This is a genomic window from Streptomyces gardneri (assembly GCF_006539185.1).
GTDB classification, from domain to species: Bacteria; Actinomycetota; Actinomycetes; order Streptomycetales; family Streptomycetaceae; genus Streptomyces; species Streptomyces gardneri.
Map to the genome: position 1 here is coordinate 1 of NZ_BJMN01000005.1, position 14,967 is coordinate 14,967.

Annotated in this window: 14 protein-coding genes and 2 pseudogenes; 5 read left to right on the forward strand and 11 right to left on the reverse strand. The window is 73.2% G+C overall.

Annotated features, from left to right (window positions below):
• The 3 genes and pseudogenes from SGA01_RS41680 to SGA01_RS02500 all read right to left on the reverse strand — a co-directional run.
• Nucleotides 1–157: pseudogene (locus SGA01_RS41680) on the reverse strand (flotillin family protein); the annotation flags it as partial.
• A 91-nt stretch (nt 158–248) separates the two neighbouring features.
• Entirely contained in the window at nt 249–764 is a 516-nt protein-coding gene (locus SGA01_RS02495; protein WP_141292856.1) for an NfeD C-terminal domain-containing protein, read from the reverse strand.
• 208 nt (nt 765–972) lie between these two features.
• The gene (locus tag SGA01_RS02500; protein WP_141292858.1) at nt 973–2,046 is read right to left on the reverse strand and encodes a PucR family transcriptional regulator; all 1,074 of its coding nucleotides are present in this window, start codon (nt 2,044–2,046) and stop codon (nt 973–975) included.
• Between the two features lie 241 nt (nt 2,047–2,287).
• On the opposite strand from SGA01_RS02500, the pseudogene SGA01_RS43035 reads away from it, so the two are divergent.
• Nucleotides 2,288–2,692 (forward strand): annotated as a pseudogene (locus SGA01_RS43035) (EamA family transporter); the annotation flags it as partial.
• A gap of 471 nt (nt 2,693–3,163) precedes the next feature.
• On the opposite strand, the gene SGA01_RS02510 reads toward SGA01_RS43035, so the two are convergent.
• Nucleotides 3,164–3,994 (reverse strand): alpha/beta fold hydrolase, encoded by an 831-nt coding sequence (locus SGA01_RS02510; RefSeq protein WP_079037710.1) that lies wholly within the window; start codon nt 3,992–3,994, stop codon nt 3,164–3,166.
• Between the two features lie 184 nt (nt 3,995–4,178).
• On the opposite strand from SGA01_RS02510, the gene SGA01_RS02515 reads away from it, so the two are divergent.
• The gene (locus tag SGA01_RS02515) at nt 4,179–5,021 is read left to right on the forward strand and encodes an RNA polymerase sigma-70 factor (protein WP_229917963.1); all 843 of its coding nucleotides are present in this window, start codon (nt 4,179–4,181) and stop codon (nt 5,019–5,021) included.
• Between the two features lie 283 nt (nt 5,022–5,304).
• Nucleotides 5,305–6,045, forward strand: coding sequence for a GntR family transcriptional regulator (locus SGA01_RS02520; RefSeq protein ID WP_141292862.1), 741 nt, complete (start codon nt 5,305–5,307; stop codon nt 6,043–6,045).
• A 52-nt stretch (nt 6,046–6,097) separates the two neighbouring features.
• Here SGA01_RS02520 and SGA01_RS02525 read toward each other — a convergent pair whose 3' ends face one another.
• Nucleotides 6,098–7,255, reverse strand: a complete 1,158-nt coding sequence (locus SGA01_RS02525) for an ROK family transcriptional regulator (protein WP_141292864.1) — start codon at nt 7,253–7,255, stop codon at nt 6,098–6,100.
• A gap of 163 nt (nt 7,256–7,418) precedes the next feature.
• On the opposite strand from SGA01_RS02525, the gene SGA01_RS02530 reads away from it, so the two are divergent.
• On the forward strand, nt 7,419–7,829 hold the full coding sequence (locus SGA01_RS02530) for a hypothetical protein (protein ID WP_055644760.1): 411 nt from the start codon (nt 7,419–7,421) through the stop codon (nt 7,827–7,829).
• Between the two features lie 10 nt (nt 7,830–7,839).
• Here the strand turns inward: SGA01_RS02530 and SGA01_RS02535 are convergent, their stop codons facing one another.
• The 4 genes from SGA01_RS02535 to SGA01_RS02550 form a co-directional block, all read right to left on the reverse strand.
• Nucleotides 7,840–8,370, reverse strand: a complete 531-nt coding sequence (locus SGA01_RS02535; RefSeq protein ID WP_141292866.1) for a hypothetical protein — start codon at nt 8,368–8,370, stop codon at nt 7,840–7,842.
• A gap of 11 nt (nt 8,371–8,381) precedes the next feature.
• A complete protein-coding gene (gene mug, locus SGA01_RS02540) occupies nt 8,382–8,879 on the reverse strand; it encodes a G/U mismatch-specific DNA glycosylase (protein WP_141292868.1) in 498 nt (165 codons plus the stop codon).
• 62 nt (nt 8,880–8,941) lie between these two features.
• On the reverse strand, nt 8,942–10,384 hold the full coding sequence (purB, locus tag SGA01_RS02545; protein ID WP_141292870.1) for an adenylosuccinate lyase: 1,443 nt from the start codon (nt 10,382–10,384) through the stop codon (nt 8,942–8,944).
• 97 nt (nt 10,385–10,481) lie between these two features.
• The gene (locus SGA01_RS02550; RefSeq protein ID WP_141292872.1) at nt 10,482–11,264 is read right to left on the reverse strand and encodes an SGNH/GDSL hydrolase family protein; all 783 of its coding nucleotides are present in this window, start codon (nt 11,262–11,264) and stop codon (nt 10,482–10,484) included.
• Nucleotides 11,265–11,329: 65 nt separating this feature from the next.
• Here SGA01_RS02550 and SGA01_RS02555 point away from each other — a divergent pair, with 65 nt between their 5' ends.
• Nucleotides 11,330–12,361 (forward strand): maleylpyruvate isomerase N-terminal domain-containing protein, encoded by a 1,032-nt coding sequence (locus SGA01_RS02555; RefSeq protein WP_141292874.1) that lies wholly within the window; start codon nt 11,330–11,332, stop codon nt 12,359–12,361.
• Nucleotides 12,362–12,447: 86 nt separating this feature from the next.
• Here SGA01_RS02555 and SGA01_RS02560 read toward each other — a convergent pair whose 3' ends face one another.
• Nucleotides 12,448–13,467, reverse strand: coding sequence for a hemolysin family protein (locus tag SGA01_RS02560; protein ID WP_141292876.1), 1,020 nt, complete (start codon nt 13,465–13,467; stop codon nt 12,448–12,450).
• Nucleotides 13,464–14,813, reverse strand: coding sequence for a hemolysin family protein (locus SGA01_RS02565; protein ID WP_141292878.1), 1,350 nt, complete (start codon nt 14,811–14,813; stop codon nt 13,464–13,466). Before SGA01_RS02565 ends, SGA01_RS02560 begins: the two co-directional genes overlap by 4 nt.
• Between the last annotated feature and the right edge of the window lie 154 nt (nt 14,814–14,967).

Sequence of the window (14,967 nt, forward strand, 5' to 3'; positions counted from 1 at the left end):
CTCTCCCGGTGGCGGGATCCGTCGCCTGCTTGCCGCGTCGGCCCGTGATGATGAACGCCTCGCTGGGCCCGGCGACCTTGTAGCGGGTGATGACGGTGAGGCCGAGGAGCACGACGAGGACGACGATGCCCACGACGGCGGCCAGGACAGGACTCATGGTGAACTCCCCTTGGATGGAAGGAAACGTGAAGAGGGCGGCAGCGGGGCCGGGGCAGGCCTCGACGGGCCGAGGTTCGACGGGGCCGGGGTCAGCGTTCGACGGGCCGGACGGTCACCGACGTCGGCGACAGCACGGACTCCACCCACACCTCGGCGCCCCGCGCCACGGGTTCCGCGGCCTTCGCCGCGTACTTCACCGGCTGCCCGGCCAGATACAGCAGGACCTCGCCGTAGCCGTCGGCGGGAATGGCCGTGACCACGGCGCCCGACGTCCCCATGAGGTCCTCGCCCCGTGGCGCGGGCGCCGCGCCGTCCCGGAGCAGCGCCCGGCTGAACCGCCAGGTGAGCCAGGCCACGAGCACGCCCACGGCGATGCCCGTGAGGGTCGCGGCCACCACACCGGCCCCCGCGGCGCCCGTGGCGATGGCCCCCGTGAACCCGAGGGCCGAGACGAAGCCGGCGATCACCGGGAGCGAGAGGACCCCGTCGAGTACGTCGAGCCCGCCGCCGATCGAGTCGAAGAACCCTTCGAGGAGGCCGTCGAAGACCAGGGAGAGAGCCAGCAGGACGAGACCCGCGCTGCCGAGACCCAGAAACCACCCCATGCGCGCCACCCCGTTCCGTACGACCGTTCCGCCCCCGGAAGGAGGCTTTCACGGAACGGCACGGATGTTCATTGCCGGATTCCGGCAATCTTTACGTGTTCTTGATGCCGTCGGAAATGAGGAACGAGGAACGAGGAACGAGGAGCGGGGAACGAGGAGCGGGGAGCGGGGAGCGGGGAGCGAGGGGCGGGGCGGGAAGCTCAGGGAGCTACAGCGGCTGGTCGGGCCAGCCGAGGAGCCGGGCCCCGACGGTGGCCGTCTGCAGGGTGTAGCGCTGGACCGGATCGCCGGGGTCCGAGCCCGTCAGACGGTGGATGCGGTCGAGGCGGTACGTCATCGCCCGCACGCTCAGGCTGAGGCGCCGGGCCGCCTGCGCGGTGACGCAGCCGGTGTCGAAGTACGCGGTGAGGGTGTCGAGCAGGGGCTTCGGGCCCCCGCGCGCCTCCTTGAGTGGGCCCAGCACGGTCCGGACGAGATCGGCCATGGCCTGCCGGTCGCGGGCGAGGACCGGGTAGACGAGGAGGTCCGCCGCGTGGAGGACCGGGGCGTCCAGGTCCATGTGGACGGCGAGGTCCAGGGCGTTGAGGGCCTCCTCGTAGGAGTGGACGACGCCGCCGGCGCCGGGGTGCGCGCGGCCGACCGCGACCTGGCCGCCGTCGGTCGCCGCGTACGCCTGCTTGGCGAAGTGGGCGAGCACCTCGGGCTCGTCCGCCGGGGCCAGACAGACGAGTCGCCCGTCCTTGGTGGTGAGCAGGATGCGGCGGTCGCCGAAGCGGGCGAGGAGCGAGGACTCGACGGCCCGGGTGACCGCGCAGCCGTCGTCGTACGGCTCCGGGCCCCGCGCCACGGCCACGGCGTGGGCGTGGGACAGGAGCAGCCCGAAGCGCACGGCGCGTTCGGCGAGCCTCCCGAGGTCGCTGCGCCCGTAGAGCAGGTCGTCGACGAACTCGCGTCGCGCGGCCTCCTCCTGGCGGATCGCCAGTCGCTGTGCCCGCTCGTGCCCCTCGGCGAAGGCGTCGACGGCCTGCTCGACGGCGCTCAGGAGGTGTCCGACGGCGGAGTGGGGCACCTCGGGGAGGACCCCCTGTGCGGCCGAGAGGTGGGCGCGGACGAGGACCCGCAGGCCGATGCCGACCTCCGCGGCCCGCTCCCCCCGGGAGCGCAGGGCCTCGCGCTCGTCACGGGTGAGCCTGCGGCGCTCCGCGCACACCCCGGTCAGGATCTCGGCGTACCCCTCCAGGTACCCCTCGACCGGCTCCCTCTCCCTGTCCGTCTCCGTCACGGCCCCTCCCGCCCTGCCCTGCGCGTCCTGACGAGTTCTTGACGCGCGCGGGGATCAAGGGTGACACGCCACGCGCGAGGCCGAGGAACGGCGGAGGCACGGAGGTGGTCCCCGAAGACGTATGCAAGCGGCCCCCGGACACCCCGCGCAAGCGGCTCCGAACACTCCACGGAAGTGGTCCCCGATGATGCGGGGAAAGTGGACCTCCACCAGGACCGCGCCGCTTCCTAACGTCGGGACCATGAACGCGAACTCCCTGCGCGGCGTCCTGCTCGTGACCCTCGCCTACGCCCTCGTCGGCGCCTCCTTCACCGCCAACAGCCTCCTCGGCGCCTATCCGTACGCGGGCGGGCAGGCGCTGCGGTACGCGGCGGCCTGTCTGCTCCTGCTCCCGCTCCTCGGCCGTGGCGGACTGGCCCCGCTCCGGGTCCTGACGCCCCGCCACTGGCTGCGGCTCGCCGCGGTCGCGGCCGTCGGCATGGTCGGCTTCAACCTCGCGGTGCTCGCCGCCGAACGGACCGCCGAACCGGCCGTCCCCGGCGTCCTGGTCGGGTGCGCCCCGGTCGTCGTCGCCGTCCTCGTCCCGCTGACCGAGGGCCGCAGGCCCGCCCCCGCCGTCCTGTACGGGGCGCTGCTCGTCGCGGCCGGTGCCTTCACCGTGCAGGGCTGGGGGCGGACGGACCCGGCCGGGATCGGCTGGTCGGTGGCGGCGCTCGTGGGCGAGGTGGGGTTCACCGTGCTCGCCGTACCGGTGCTGCGGCTGCTCGGGCCGAAGCTGCTGACCGCCGCCGTGTGCGGGATCGGCGCGGTCGAGGCGACACTCCTCGGCCTCGTCGTCGACGGGGCCGGATTCGTCCGGATGCCGACGGCCGTGGAGACGGGCGCCCTGGTCTGGCAGGCCGCCCTGGCCACCGTCGTCGGATTCGTCCTCTTCTACATGGGCGTCCAGCGGATCGGCATGGAGCGGGCCACCCTCTACACCGGGGCGATCCCGGTGGCCGCCGCGCTCAGTGCCGCCGTCGTCGCGGGCGCCGCCTTCGGGCTCCCGCAGGCGGCGGGCAGTCTCCTCGTGGGGGCCGGGGCCGCGCTGGGCACCGGTCTGTTCGGACGTGCGGGATCAGCGGCTGCCGTCCAGGACGACGCGGGCGACGAGAGCCGGGTCGTCGTTCATGGGCACGTGGCCGCAGCCGGGCAGCCGCACGAGCCGGGCGTCGGGCAGGGCGTGCTTGGCGCGGACGCCCTGGCGGCGCAGGAGCAGCCGGTCCCTGGTGCCCCAGGCGACGGTCACCGGGACGGCGGGCACGTCGTCGCGGAAGCGGGCGGCCCGGCCCGCGGCCAGGGTCTGGTGGAAGCCGGTGGCCTCGCGCAGCGCGAGGGTCTCGGCGACGACCGCCTCGGGTGAACGGCGGCCGGGGCGCGCGTAGATGGTGCTGGTGAGCACGGTCCGTCCGGCGGGCGTACGGGAGAGCCGCTCGATCAGCGGCACGGGCAGCGACAGGGCCGCGCCCCGCATGGCCCGCAGTGTCCCGAAGGCGTACCGCCGCTCGGCCTCCGACCAGAAGCCGGCGGGGGAGAGGGCGGTCACCGAGCGGACCAGCTTCTCCCGGCCGAGTTCGAGCGCGAGCAGTCCGCCCAGGGAGTTCCCCGCGACGTGCGGCCGGTCGAAGCCGACGGCCTCGCAGAAGGCGCCGAGCACCGGGACGACGGAGGGCAGGTCGTAGGGGCAGTCCTCGGGGAGACCGTCCGAGGCGCCGAAGCCGGGCAGGTCGACGGCGATCACCTCGCGCTCGCCGGCGAGGATGTCGAGCACCGGCTCCCAGGCCTGCCAGTGGTGCCCGATGCCGTGGAGGAGCAGCAGCGGTTCCCCCGCGCCCCTCCGCTCGTACGTCAGGGACGTCGTACGGGGACCCGAAGGGGTCTCGATCGAGAACGCGATCCGTGCGGGCATGCCGGCTCCCTGCGGTTACTTAGACGACTCGTCAGCTAGAATTACCGTTCGGTAGCCGGTAGTTCAAGACCAGGGGCCGAAACTGGACAGGGCGGCGGTGGTCGGCTGGGATGGACCGGTGCCCACCGATACCCCGACCACGTCGACCGACACCCTCACCGACCTCTTCGAGGAACACCGCCGGATGCTCCTCGGTGTCGCCTACCGGATGCTCGGACGCGCCGCCGACGCCGAGGACGTCGTCCAGGAGGCCTGGCTCCGCTGGACCGCCGAGGACCGCGCCGCCGTCCGCGAGCCGCGCGCCTTCCTCGTACGCATCACCACCAGGCTCGCCATCGACCGGCTGCGGCAGGCCCAGGCGCGCCGCGAGTCCTACGTCGGCCCCTGGCTGCCGGAACCCGTCGTCACCGACTTCGGGTCGACCGCACCCGACACCGTCGAGCGCGCCCTGCTGGCCGACTCCGTCTCGCTGGCGGTCCTCGTCGTCCTGGAATCCCTCTCCCCCCTGGAGCGGGCCGTCTTCGTGCTGCGCGAGGCCTTCGGCTTCCCCTTCGCGGAGATCGCCACCGCGCTCGACCGGTCCGAGGCGGCCGTGCGCCAGCTCGCCGGCCGGGCCCGGCGGCACGTCGACGAGGGCAAGCCGCGCTACGACGTCGACCCGACCGAGCGCCGCGACCTCACCGAGCGCTTCCTCGCCGCCGCGGCCGGCGGCGACCTCGCCGAGCTCCTCTCCCTGCTCGCCCCGGACGCGCGCCTCGTCGGCGACAGCGGAGGCAAGTCGAAGGCCCCGCTGCGGATCATCGACACCGCCGACAAGGTCGGCCGCTTCCTCTGCGGCGTGGCGAAGGGGTCGGAGAGCGTGTACGAGTACCGCTTCGCCGAGCTCAACGGCGGCCCCGCCGTGGTCGCCTTCCTGGACGGCAGGCCGGACTCGGTCTTCCAGGTCGAGGTGCGCGACGGTCGCGTCCAGTGCGTCTACATCATCCGCAACCCCGACAAGCTCCAGAGCCTCGCCACCGACCTCTGAGGATCACCAGGTCCCGGACCCCCCCCCGGACCACCCCGGCTCTGCCTCCGGCCCCGTCTCCCGTCCCCCCGGAGACGGGGTCGTTTGCTGCGCCGGGCACACAAGGGCGCGAACGTCCTGTGAACGATCTAGGTCAGAGGGTCACATTCGGGGTCGTTTGACGGAGGATTGGTCTTGACCAAGGGGGTGGCTCGCCTTATGGTCGCAGAGTTAGTGCAGGAACCTTTAATAAACAAGGGCGCGGAAAAACGCCGCGGGACACGGCGAATTGCGGAGGATCAGGGTGGGGACCACGCAGCTGGAATCGGTACCGGAGCCGAAGTACCAGCACCTCAAGACAGTGATCGGCGAAGCGCTCGACTCGGACTTCGCCGTCGGAGAGATCCTGCCCAACGAGCGGGAGCTCGCGGCGCGCTTCGGCGTCGCCCGTGCCACGCTCCGCCAGGCCCTGGAGCAGCTGGAGCTGGAAGGCCGCCTCCAGCGCCGCCGCGGCGTCGGCACCACGGTCGCCCCGCCGCGCGTCGGCGTGGACGTCTCCACCGCCCAGCACGCCTGGCCCGGCGTCGGCGACGAGACCTGGCAGCCCCAGGACTCCGCCTCGGACGTCGTTCCGGCCGCCGTCGCGCGCGTCCTGGAGACCGAAGCCGGCGAGCGCGTGCACATCGTCCGCCGCATCCGCGTCACCCAGGGCCAGCCGGTCGCCGCCGAGCTGCTGTACGTGCCCGCCGCGTCCGTGCCGGGCCTCAGCGCCATCGACGCCCCCGCCGGACCCGCCCGGGCCCGCACGGTGCTGCGCGAGCTCCAGCACCTCGCGCTCGACGGCCAGGACCGCTCCGTGGAGCTCGGTTCGGCCCGCGCCGACGACGCCAAGGAGCTCGACCGGCTGCCCGGCGCGCCCGTCCTCGTCGTGACGACCCGCTACCTCTCCGAGGGGCGCACCGCCGCCGTCTCGGTGGCCACGTACCGCGCCGACACCTGCCGCCTCACCTTCGGCGACTCGGTCGACCTGGTGATGGCCTCCTGACACCCGCGCTCCGCGCGCACCGGCCCGTCGAGGGACCGCCACGACCGGCGGTTCAGCGGCGGGCCGTCACCGTTCCGTCGACCGCGAAGAGCTGCTCCTCGACGTGGTCCAGGGCGAGGCGCAGCGCACCCGTGCCCACGGCGGCCTCGCCCAGCAGCGAGAGCACCACGCGCGGCGGCCGCAGGCAGAAGCGCGCCAGCTCCTCACGGAGCGGCGGGAGGACCCCGTCGAGCCCGGCGGCCCAGCCGCCGACGACCACCAGCTCGGGGTCGATCGCGAGCACCAGCGCCGCGACGTCGTGCACGAGCCGCTGGATGAACCGGTCCACCGCGGCCTCCGCCCGCGCGTCGCCCTTCCGGGCCAGCGCGAACACCTCGGCGACCGCCTGCTCGTCCAGCGGGTGCAGCGGCTCGTCGGTGGTCGACAGCAGGTGCTCGGGGGTGACCCCGCGGCCCAGGAGGTGCAGGGCGCCGATCTCCCCGGCCGCGCCGCCGTAGCCGCGGTGCAGCCGGCCGCCGATCAGCGAACCGGCGCCCGGGCTCAGCCCGGCAAGGACGAAGACGATGTCGTCCGAATCGGTCGCGGCACCCTTCCAGTGCTCGGCGACCGCCGCCGCGTTCGCGTCGTTCTCGACGATCACCGGGCAGCGGAAGGAGCGGCGCAGCCGCTCGCCGAGCGCGAGGCCCGTCCAGCCGGGCAGCGCCGTGCCGAGGCGAACCGTGCCGTCGGCCTCCACGATGCCGGGCGTCCCGACGCCGACGGCCCGCAGATTGGACCGGGCGACCCCGGCCCTGCGCAGCACGTCAGCGACGACCGCGCGCACCTTGTCCAGGCGCTCGTCCTCGGGGGCGGTCTCCGAAACCTCGCGGGAGCCGGCGCCGATGATCCGGCCGTCCAGACCGGACAGCAGCGCGGCCACGCGGTGCGGGCCGATCTCGATGCCGAGGAGGTGGCCGGCCTCCGCACGGAAGCGGAACCTCCGCGCCGGACGCCCCTGGCGCCGGGCCTCGCCCTCCTCGGGCGCGGACTCGACGACGAGCCCGCCCTCCATGAGTCCCTCGACGACACCTTCGACCGTCGGCCGGGACAGACCCGTGATCCGGGTCAGGTCCGTGAGCGTGGGCGCGTCGGCGCCGCGCAGCGCATGGAGTACCACCGCGGAGTTGATCCGCCGCAGCAGAGACGGATCCCCGCCGGTCAGCCGCCCCACAGTGTGTCCTCCCAGCTCGTGCACCTCTTCGGCGGATGGTACTCAATGGGCCCCGGCGCGGCGAGTGCCGCCCCCATCACGCTGTGGATTCGCCCGCGGTCCGTCGGCCCCCTTGCTTTCTGACGCGACGCCAACTGTCAGTGGTGGGGGCTTTACTGGAGCCATGACCACGGCAGACCATCTGGCAGCGATCGACTTACTCAGGGCCCGGGGGTTCGGAGGCGGCCCGGACCACCACCTGGCGGAGCTCGCGACCAGCGAGGACTTCTGGGAGGACGACGGCACGCGCCGCCCGATCGTCGAGGACCAGTACGAGGCGGAACGGGACGGGCTCGGCGCCCTGCTCACCGCGCGCTGGGGCGAGCCCCGGGAGCTCGACCTGGGGCCCGTCCTGGAGCGGAGCATGGAGGACGAGTCGATACCCGAGCCCTGGTCCACCCTCAGCTGCCACACCCCGGACCTGCGCCTGTGGCGGGCCGACGGGCTGTGGATCGGCCTCGGCGTCTCCCAGTGGGACAAGGAACTGCCGTTCCAGCTGCTCGCCGTGCTCACTACAGTCGACCCGCCGGCGTGACGGTCGGCGCTCAGGCGTACAGGACGGCCGAGTCGACGAAGTTCCGGAAGCTGCCCCGCGCGTCACGACCCCCGAGCGAGCTGCCACCCGTGCCGACCGCGAAGGGGAACGGGTCGACGTTGTAGCGCTTGTTCCGGAGCCGGGTGAACCCCATGATCACCGGGTGCTGATGCGCGACGTCGCGCGCTCCCGCCCGCGACCTGTAGAAGGTCCAGGAGAGCCCGGGAGCCCGCGCGATGATCGTGTCGCCCAGGTGGAGTCCCAGGTCGTAGGCGACCGCGATCCACAGCGGTCGTGGCCGTGTGGCCCCCTCTGCCTCGGGCTCGACCTGGGCGAGGTACCAGCCCTCCAGCGAGTCGAGCGCCTCGTCGTCCGTGCCGAGCCGCAGCCCGTTCGCGCCGACCAGAGTGGCGAGCACCGCGAGCCGCTCGTCCTTGGTCGCCATCCGGTGCTCGTACTCCCGGCGCGCGGCCACCGGGGCCATGCCCTCCATCGGACCGTCCTCGACCGGCTGGAACGGCCGGTAGTCGCCCCACTCCACGGGCGCTCCCTTCACGGACCGGGCGCCCGCGCGGCCTCCCGGAGCCTGGCGTACTCCTCGGCCATCGTCGCCGCCGTCCAGTGGGCGTTGAGGCCGCTCGGGTTGGGCAGGGCCCAGACCCGGGTGGAACCGATCATGCGCTCCTGCGGCCCGATGACGGCCTTCGGCTCGCCGAAGGCCGTGCGATACGCCGTGACCCCGACGACCGCGAGCCACCGCGGCGCGAGGCGCTCGACCTTGGCGGTCAGGATCCGGCCGCCCTCGACGTACTCCTCCCGGCTCAGCTCGTCGGCCCGCGCGGTCGCCCGCGCCACGACGTTCGTGATCCCGAGCCCGTACGACAGGAGCTCCGCCTGCTCGTCCGGCCGCAGCTGCCTCGGAGTGAACCCGGACAGGTGGAGGACCGGCCAGAACCGGTTGCCTGGGCGGGCGAAGTGGTGGCCCGTCGCCGCCGTCATGAGACCCGGGTTGATCCCGCAGAAGAGCACGGAAAGGCCGCCCGCCACCACGTCGGGAACGACGCGGTCGCGGGCGGCCTCCAGCTCGGCCTTGGTGAACCGGGGGGTTCGGGTCAGAGGATCGCGCCCGGGGCGTAGGCGGCGGCCTCCGGGTGCTGCTTGAGGATCTCCTCGATACGGGAGACCACGACCGCGACCTGGTCGGCGGCCGCGCCCGTGAAGGACAGCTTGTCGGCCATCAGCTCGTCGAGCTGCGCCCGGTCCAGCGGGATCCGGTCGTCGGCGGCCAGCTTGTCGAGGAGCTCGTTGCGCTCGGCGCCCTGCTCGCGCATGGCGAGGGCGGAGGCGACGGCGTTCTCCTTGATGGCCTCGTGGGCGACCTCGCGGCCGACCCCGGCGCGCACGGCGCCCATGAGGACCTTGGTGGTCGCCAGGAAGGGGAGGTACCGGTCGAGCTCGCGGGCGACGACGGCCGGGAAGGCGCCGAACTCGTCGAGCACGGTCAGGAAGGTCTCCAGGAGGCCGTCCAGCGCGAAGAAGGCGTCCGGCAGGGCGACGCGGCGGACCACGGAGCAGGACACGTCGCCCTCGTTCCACTGGTCGCCGGCCAGCTCGCCGGTCATGGACGCGTAGCCGCGCAGGATGACCATCAGGCCGTTGACGCGCTCGCAGGAGCGGGTGTTCATCTTGTGCGGCATCGCCGAGGAGCCGACCTGGCCGGGCTTGAAGCCCTCCGTGACCAGCTCGTGGCCCGCCATCAGGCGGATCGTCTTGGCGATCGACGACGGCGCGGCGGCCAGCTGCACCAGCGAGGTGACCACGTCGTAGTCGAGCGAGCGCGGGTAGACCTGGCCGACCGAGGTGAAGGCGTTGGCGAAGCCGAGGTGACCGGCGATCCGCTGCTCCAGGTCCGCCAGCTTGCCGGCGTCGCCGCCGAGCAGGTCCAGCATGTCCTGGGCGGTGCCGACCGGGCCCTTGATGCCGCGCAGCGGGTAGCGGCCGAGGAGCTCCTCAAGACGCGCGTACGCCACGAGCAGCTCGTCCGAGGCGGTCGCGAAACGCTTGCCGAGGGTGGTCGCCTGGGCGGCGACGTTGTGCGAGCGGCCCGCCATGACCAGCTCCGCGTACTCGGCGGAGAGCTTGCCGAGGCGGCCGAGTACGGCGACCGTACGGTCGCGCATCAGCTCCAGGGAGAGGCGGATCTGGAGCTGCTCGACGTTCTCGGTGAGGTCGCGCGAGGTCATGCCCTTGTGGACGTGCTCGTGGCCGGCGAGGGCGTTGAACTCCTCGATCCGGGCCTTCACGTCGTGCCGGGTGACCTTCTCGCGCTCGGCGATGGAGCCGAGGTCGACCTGGTCGAGAACGCGCTCGTAGTCGGCGAGGGCGGCGTCCGGAACCTCGATCCCGAGGTCCTTCTGCGCTCGCAGCACGGCGAGCCACAGCTGACGCTCCAGCTTCACCTTCTGCTCGGGGGACCAGAGGACGGCGAGCTCCGCGGAGGCGTAGCGGCCGGCCAGAACGTTGGGGATGCGGGGCTTCGCAGTCACAGCAGTCACGTGGAGAGAGTCTACTGGCGGTTTCTGCAGGCCAGCGCCACGGTCCTATGTGGAGCTTGCTACGAGACGCAGGTCACGGAGGTGACCCGCCGTCGGCTCACGGACCGGCCGGCGACTCGTAGGGCAGCAGCTGGGGGCGCTTGGGCGCGCGGCCGTCGCCGGAGGAACGGCCGGTCAGTCGCCGTCCGATCCACGGGCCCAGGTGCTCCTTGGCGAAGCGGGCGTCCGCGATCCGCCGGCTCGCCCAGGCGGGCCGCCCGGCCGCGGGCAGCGGGACCCGCCAGTCCTCCTCCGCGGGGAGGCCCAGCGTCTGCCACACGGCCTCGGCCACCCGCCGGTGCCCGTCGCCGGTCAGATGGAGCCGGTCCACGTCCCACAGCCGGGGATCGCCGAGCGCCGGCGTCCCGTACAGGTCGACGACCAGGGCGCCGTGCCGCGCGGCGAGCTCGTCGAGGTGGATGAAGAGCTCCTCCATGCGGGGGCGGAAGCGCTCCATCACCGGCCCCTCGCGACCGGGGCTGCGCATCAGGACCAGCTGCTTGCAGGAGGGTGTGAGGCGTTCCACTGCCTCGGTGAGCAGGTCCCGCACGCGGACCATGTCGACCTTGGGCCGGAGGGTGTCGTTGAGGCCGCCGACCAGGGTCACCACATCGGCCTTCATGCCTGCGGCCAGGTCGACTTGTTCGTCGACGATCTGGCCGATGAGCTTTCCGCGCACGGCGAGGTTCGCGTAGCGGAAGTCGGGCGTACGGGCGGCGAGCCGGCCCGCGAGGACGTCGGCCCAGCCCCGGTACGAGCCGTCGGGCTTCAGGTCCGACATACCCTCGGTGAAGCTGTCGCCGAGGGCGACGAGACTGGTGTAGGTGGCATTGATCTCCATGGCGGAGAGATCATACCGCGCGGTATGCGCGGGATGCCGTGGAGGACCCGGAGGGGAAAGATCCGATGAGCGACGCGCTCCTGAGCACACTGGCGGAGGCCCTGGCCGAGCTGGTGACGGCCGTCGAGACGAGCGACGACGAGGTCCTGGACCCCGACACGGCCGTGAAGTGGCTGGAGGGCACCGCGGCCACGCTCTCCGCGCTCCCGGCGGCCGACCGCCGCGCCCTCGACGGGCACTTCCGCGCGGCGGCCCTGCGCCACCCGGAAGGCCCCTGGCGGGACGAACTGCTCAAGGTCTCCGAAGGCTTCGGCCTCACCGAGGACACCCACGCCGCCGCCTGCGAGGCCCTCGCCCGGCAGGCCCGCCGCTTCGTCGCCACCGTCCGGGACGCCGACCCCGCCACCCCCGTGCCCACCTGCCCCGGCTGGACCCTCGCCGAGCTGACCCGGCACCTCGGCACCGTCCACCACTGGGCCGAGCACCTCGTCCGCACCCGGGCCACCGCCCGCGTCTCCGCCCAGGACGTCCCGCTCGACCTGCCGGGGCACCCCGCCGCGTACCCCGGCTGGCTCGCCGCCGGCGCCGAGGCCCTCGTCACGACCCTGCGCGCCGCCGACCCGGACACCCCGCTCTGGTCCCCGGGACCCGAACCGCGCGCCGGCTACTACCCGCGCCATGTGCTCTTCGAGGCCGTCGTGCACCTCGCCGACGCCCAGATCGCCCTGGCCGGGACGGCGGAACCGGTCGACCCCGACACGGCCGCCGAGGGCATCGAGCACCACCTCGCCACCCTCCTGTACGTGCCGTGGACCGCCGAGCGGATCGCCCACCTCGACCGCGACGCCGACCTGCTCCGGCTCACGGCCCGCGACACCGGGACCGTCTGGACGCTCATGCTCGGCGGGGGCGGCTTCACCTGGCGGCGCGGAAGCGAGGCGTCCGCCGCCCGTACGGAACCGACCGCGAGCGTCACCGGCGACAGCGGCGACCTGCTCCTCCTCCTGCACCGCCGCTACGCCGCCGACGACCCGCGCTTCGCCCACACCGGCGACCGCGCCCTCCTCGACGCCTGGCTGACCGCCACCGCGCTCTGAGCCCTCGTACGCCCCCGAGAACCCCGAAGGGCCCCGGAAGAAATCCGGGGCCCTTCGTCATGGCGCGCAGTCGGCGTTCACACGGCTCACGGTGCCGCCGGGCGCCCCACCAGTTCGCGCAGCACGTCCTCCATCGTCACGAGACCGCTCGGCTTGCCGTCCTCGTCGAGGACCGCCGCCAGATGCGTCCGGCTCCGGCGCATCGCGGTCAGGACGTCGTCCAGCGGCGTCTCCGCCCGGACCCGGGCGATCGGCCGCAGCGCCGACACCGGGAACGGCAGATCGCGCGGGGTGACGTCCAGGGCGTCCTTGACGTGCAGATAGCCGAGGATCCTGCGCTCCGCGTCGACCACCGGGAAGCGCGAGTAGCCCGTCGAGGCCGACAGGACCTCCAGCTCCTCCGGAGTGGTGCCGACCTGCGCGTACACGACCTTCTCCGCCGGCATCACGACGTCCCGCACCGGACGGCGGCCCAGCTCCAGGGCGTCGTGCAGCCGCTCGGCGGCCCGGTCGTCCAGGAGCCCGGCATGACCCGCGTCGGTGACCATACGGGCCAGCTCGTCGTCCGAGAACGTCGCGGCGACCTCGTCCTTGACCTCCACCCGCAGCAGCTTGAGCAGCGCGTTGGCGAAGGCGTTGATCGTGAAGATCACCGGCCGCAGCGCCCGGGCGAGCGTCACCAGCGGCGGGCCGAGGGCCAGCGCGGTGCGCGTCGGCTCGGCGAGCGCGATGTTCTTCGGGACCATCTCGCCGAGCAGCATGTGCAGATAGGTGGCCACGCTCAGCGCGATCACGAACGAGATCGGGTGCACCAGGCCGTGCGGCACGCCCACCGCGTCGAAGACCGGCTCCAGGAGGTGCGCGATGGCCGGCTCGGCGACGATGCCGAGGACCAGGGTGCAGAGCGTGATGCCGAGCTGGGCCGCCGCGAGCAGCGCGGAGACGTGCTCCAGGCCCCAGACGACGCTGCGCGCCCGCCGGTTCCCGGCCTCGGCCAGCGGCTCGACCTGACTGCGGCGGACCGAGATCAGGGCGAACTCGGCGCCGACGAAGAACGCGTTGACGACCAGGGTCAGCAGACCGATCAACAGCTGGATCACGATCATCGGCCGGCCTCCCCGGTCTCGTCGGAGTCGTGCGAGGCGGTGTGTGCGGGGGCGTGCATCAGCACGCGCGCCGCGCGCCGCCCGGAGGCGTCCACGACGTCCAGCCGCCAGCCCGCCAGCTCCACGGTGTCGCCGACGGCCGGGATACGTCCCAGCTCGTTGGCGACGACACCCGCGAGCGTCTCGTACGGGCCGTCCGGCACCCGGAGGCCGATGGCCCCCACCTGGTCCGTACGGGCGGCGCCGTCGGCGGACCACAGCTCGCGGCCGTCCGCGTCCTCGCCCGCTCGGGCCAGGTCGGGCGTCTCGTGCGGGTCGTGCTCGTCGCGGACCTCGCCGACGACCTCCTCGACGATGTCCTCCAGGGTCACGACCCCGGCCGTGCCGCCGTACTCGTCGATGACGACGGCCATCGTCTGCTTGCCGGAGAGCCGGTCGAGGAGACGGTCCACGGTCAGGGTCTCCGGGACGAGCAGCGGCTCGCGCAGCATCTCGCCGATGCGGCGGCGCGCCCGCTCGCCGGCCGGTATGGCCAGCACGTCCTTGATGTGGGCGATGCCGACGACCGAGTCGAGGTTGCCCCGGTAGACGGGGAAGCGGGAGAGGCCGGTCGCGCGGGTCGCGTTCGCCACGTCCTCGGCGGTGGCCTGCACCTCCAGGGCGGTGACCTGGACGCGGGGCGTCATCACGTTCTCGGCGGTCAGCTCCGCCAGGTTGAGCGTACGGACGAACAGCTCGGCCGTGTCCGCCTCCAGGGCGCCCTCCTTCGCGGAGTGCCGGGCGAGCGCCACGAGCTCCTGCGGGGAGCGCGCGGAGGCCAGCTCCTCGGTCGGCTCCATGCCGAGCCGGCGCAGGATGCGGTTCGCGGTGTTGTTGAGGTGGCTGATCAGCGGCTTGAAGGCGGCCGTGAACACCCGCTGCGGGGTCGCCACCACCTTCGCGACCGCGAGGGGCGAGGAGATCGCCCAGTTCTTCGGGACCAGCTCGCCGACGACCATCAGGACGACGGTCGACAGGGCGGTGCCGAGGACGAGGGCGACCGAGGAGGCCACCGCGGGGGAGAGGCCGAGGGCCTCGACCGGGCCCTGGATCAGCTTGGCGACCGAGGGCTCGGCGAGCATGCCGACGACCAGGTTGGTGACGGTGATGCCGAGCTGGGCTCCGGAGAGCTGGAAGGTCAGCGAACGGACGGCCTTGAGGGCGCCCGCCGCGCCGCGCTCGCCGCGCTCGGCGGCGGCTTCGAGCTCGCCGCGCTCGACCGTCGTCAGCGAGAACTCGGCCGCGACGAAGGCGCCGCACGCGAGCGAGAGCAGGAGCGCCAGCACGAGCAGAAGCACTTCGGTCATCGGTTCACCTCCGTCCCATGATCAGCCAGAGGGGAGAGGATCGCTCGATGTCGGAACGTGGAACCAGTGCTACTGGGAGGCTCGCCCATGGGCGGACGCTCACACCTTTCGGTCGTCGGGATGAAGAACCATAGTAAAGGACGGGCAAAGTGCA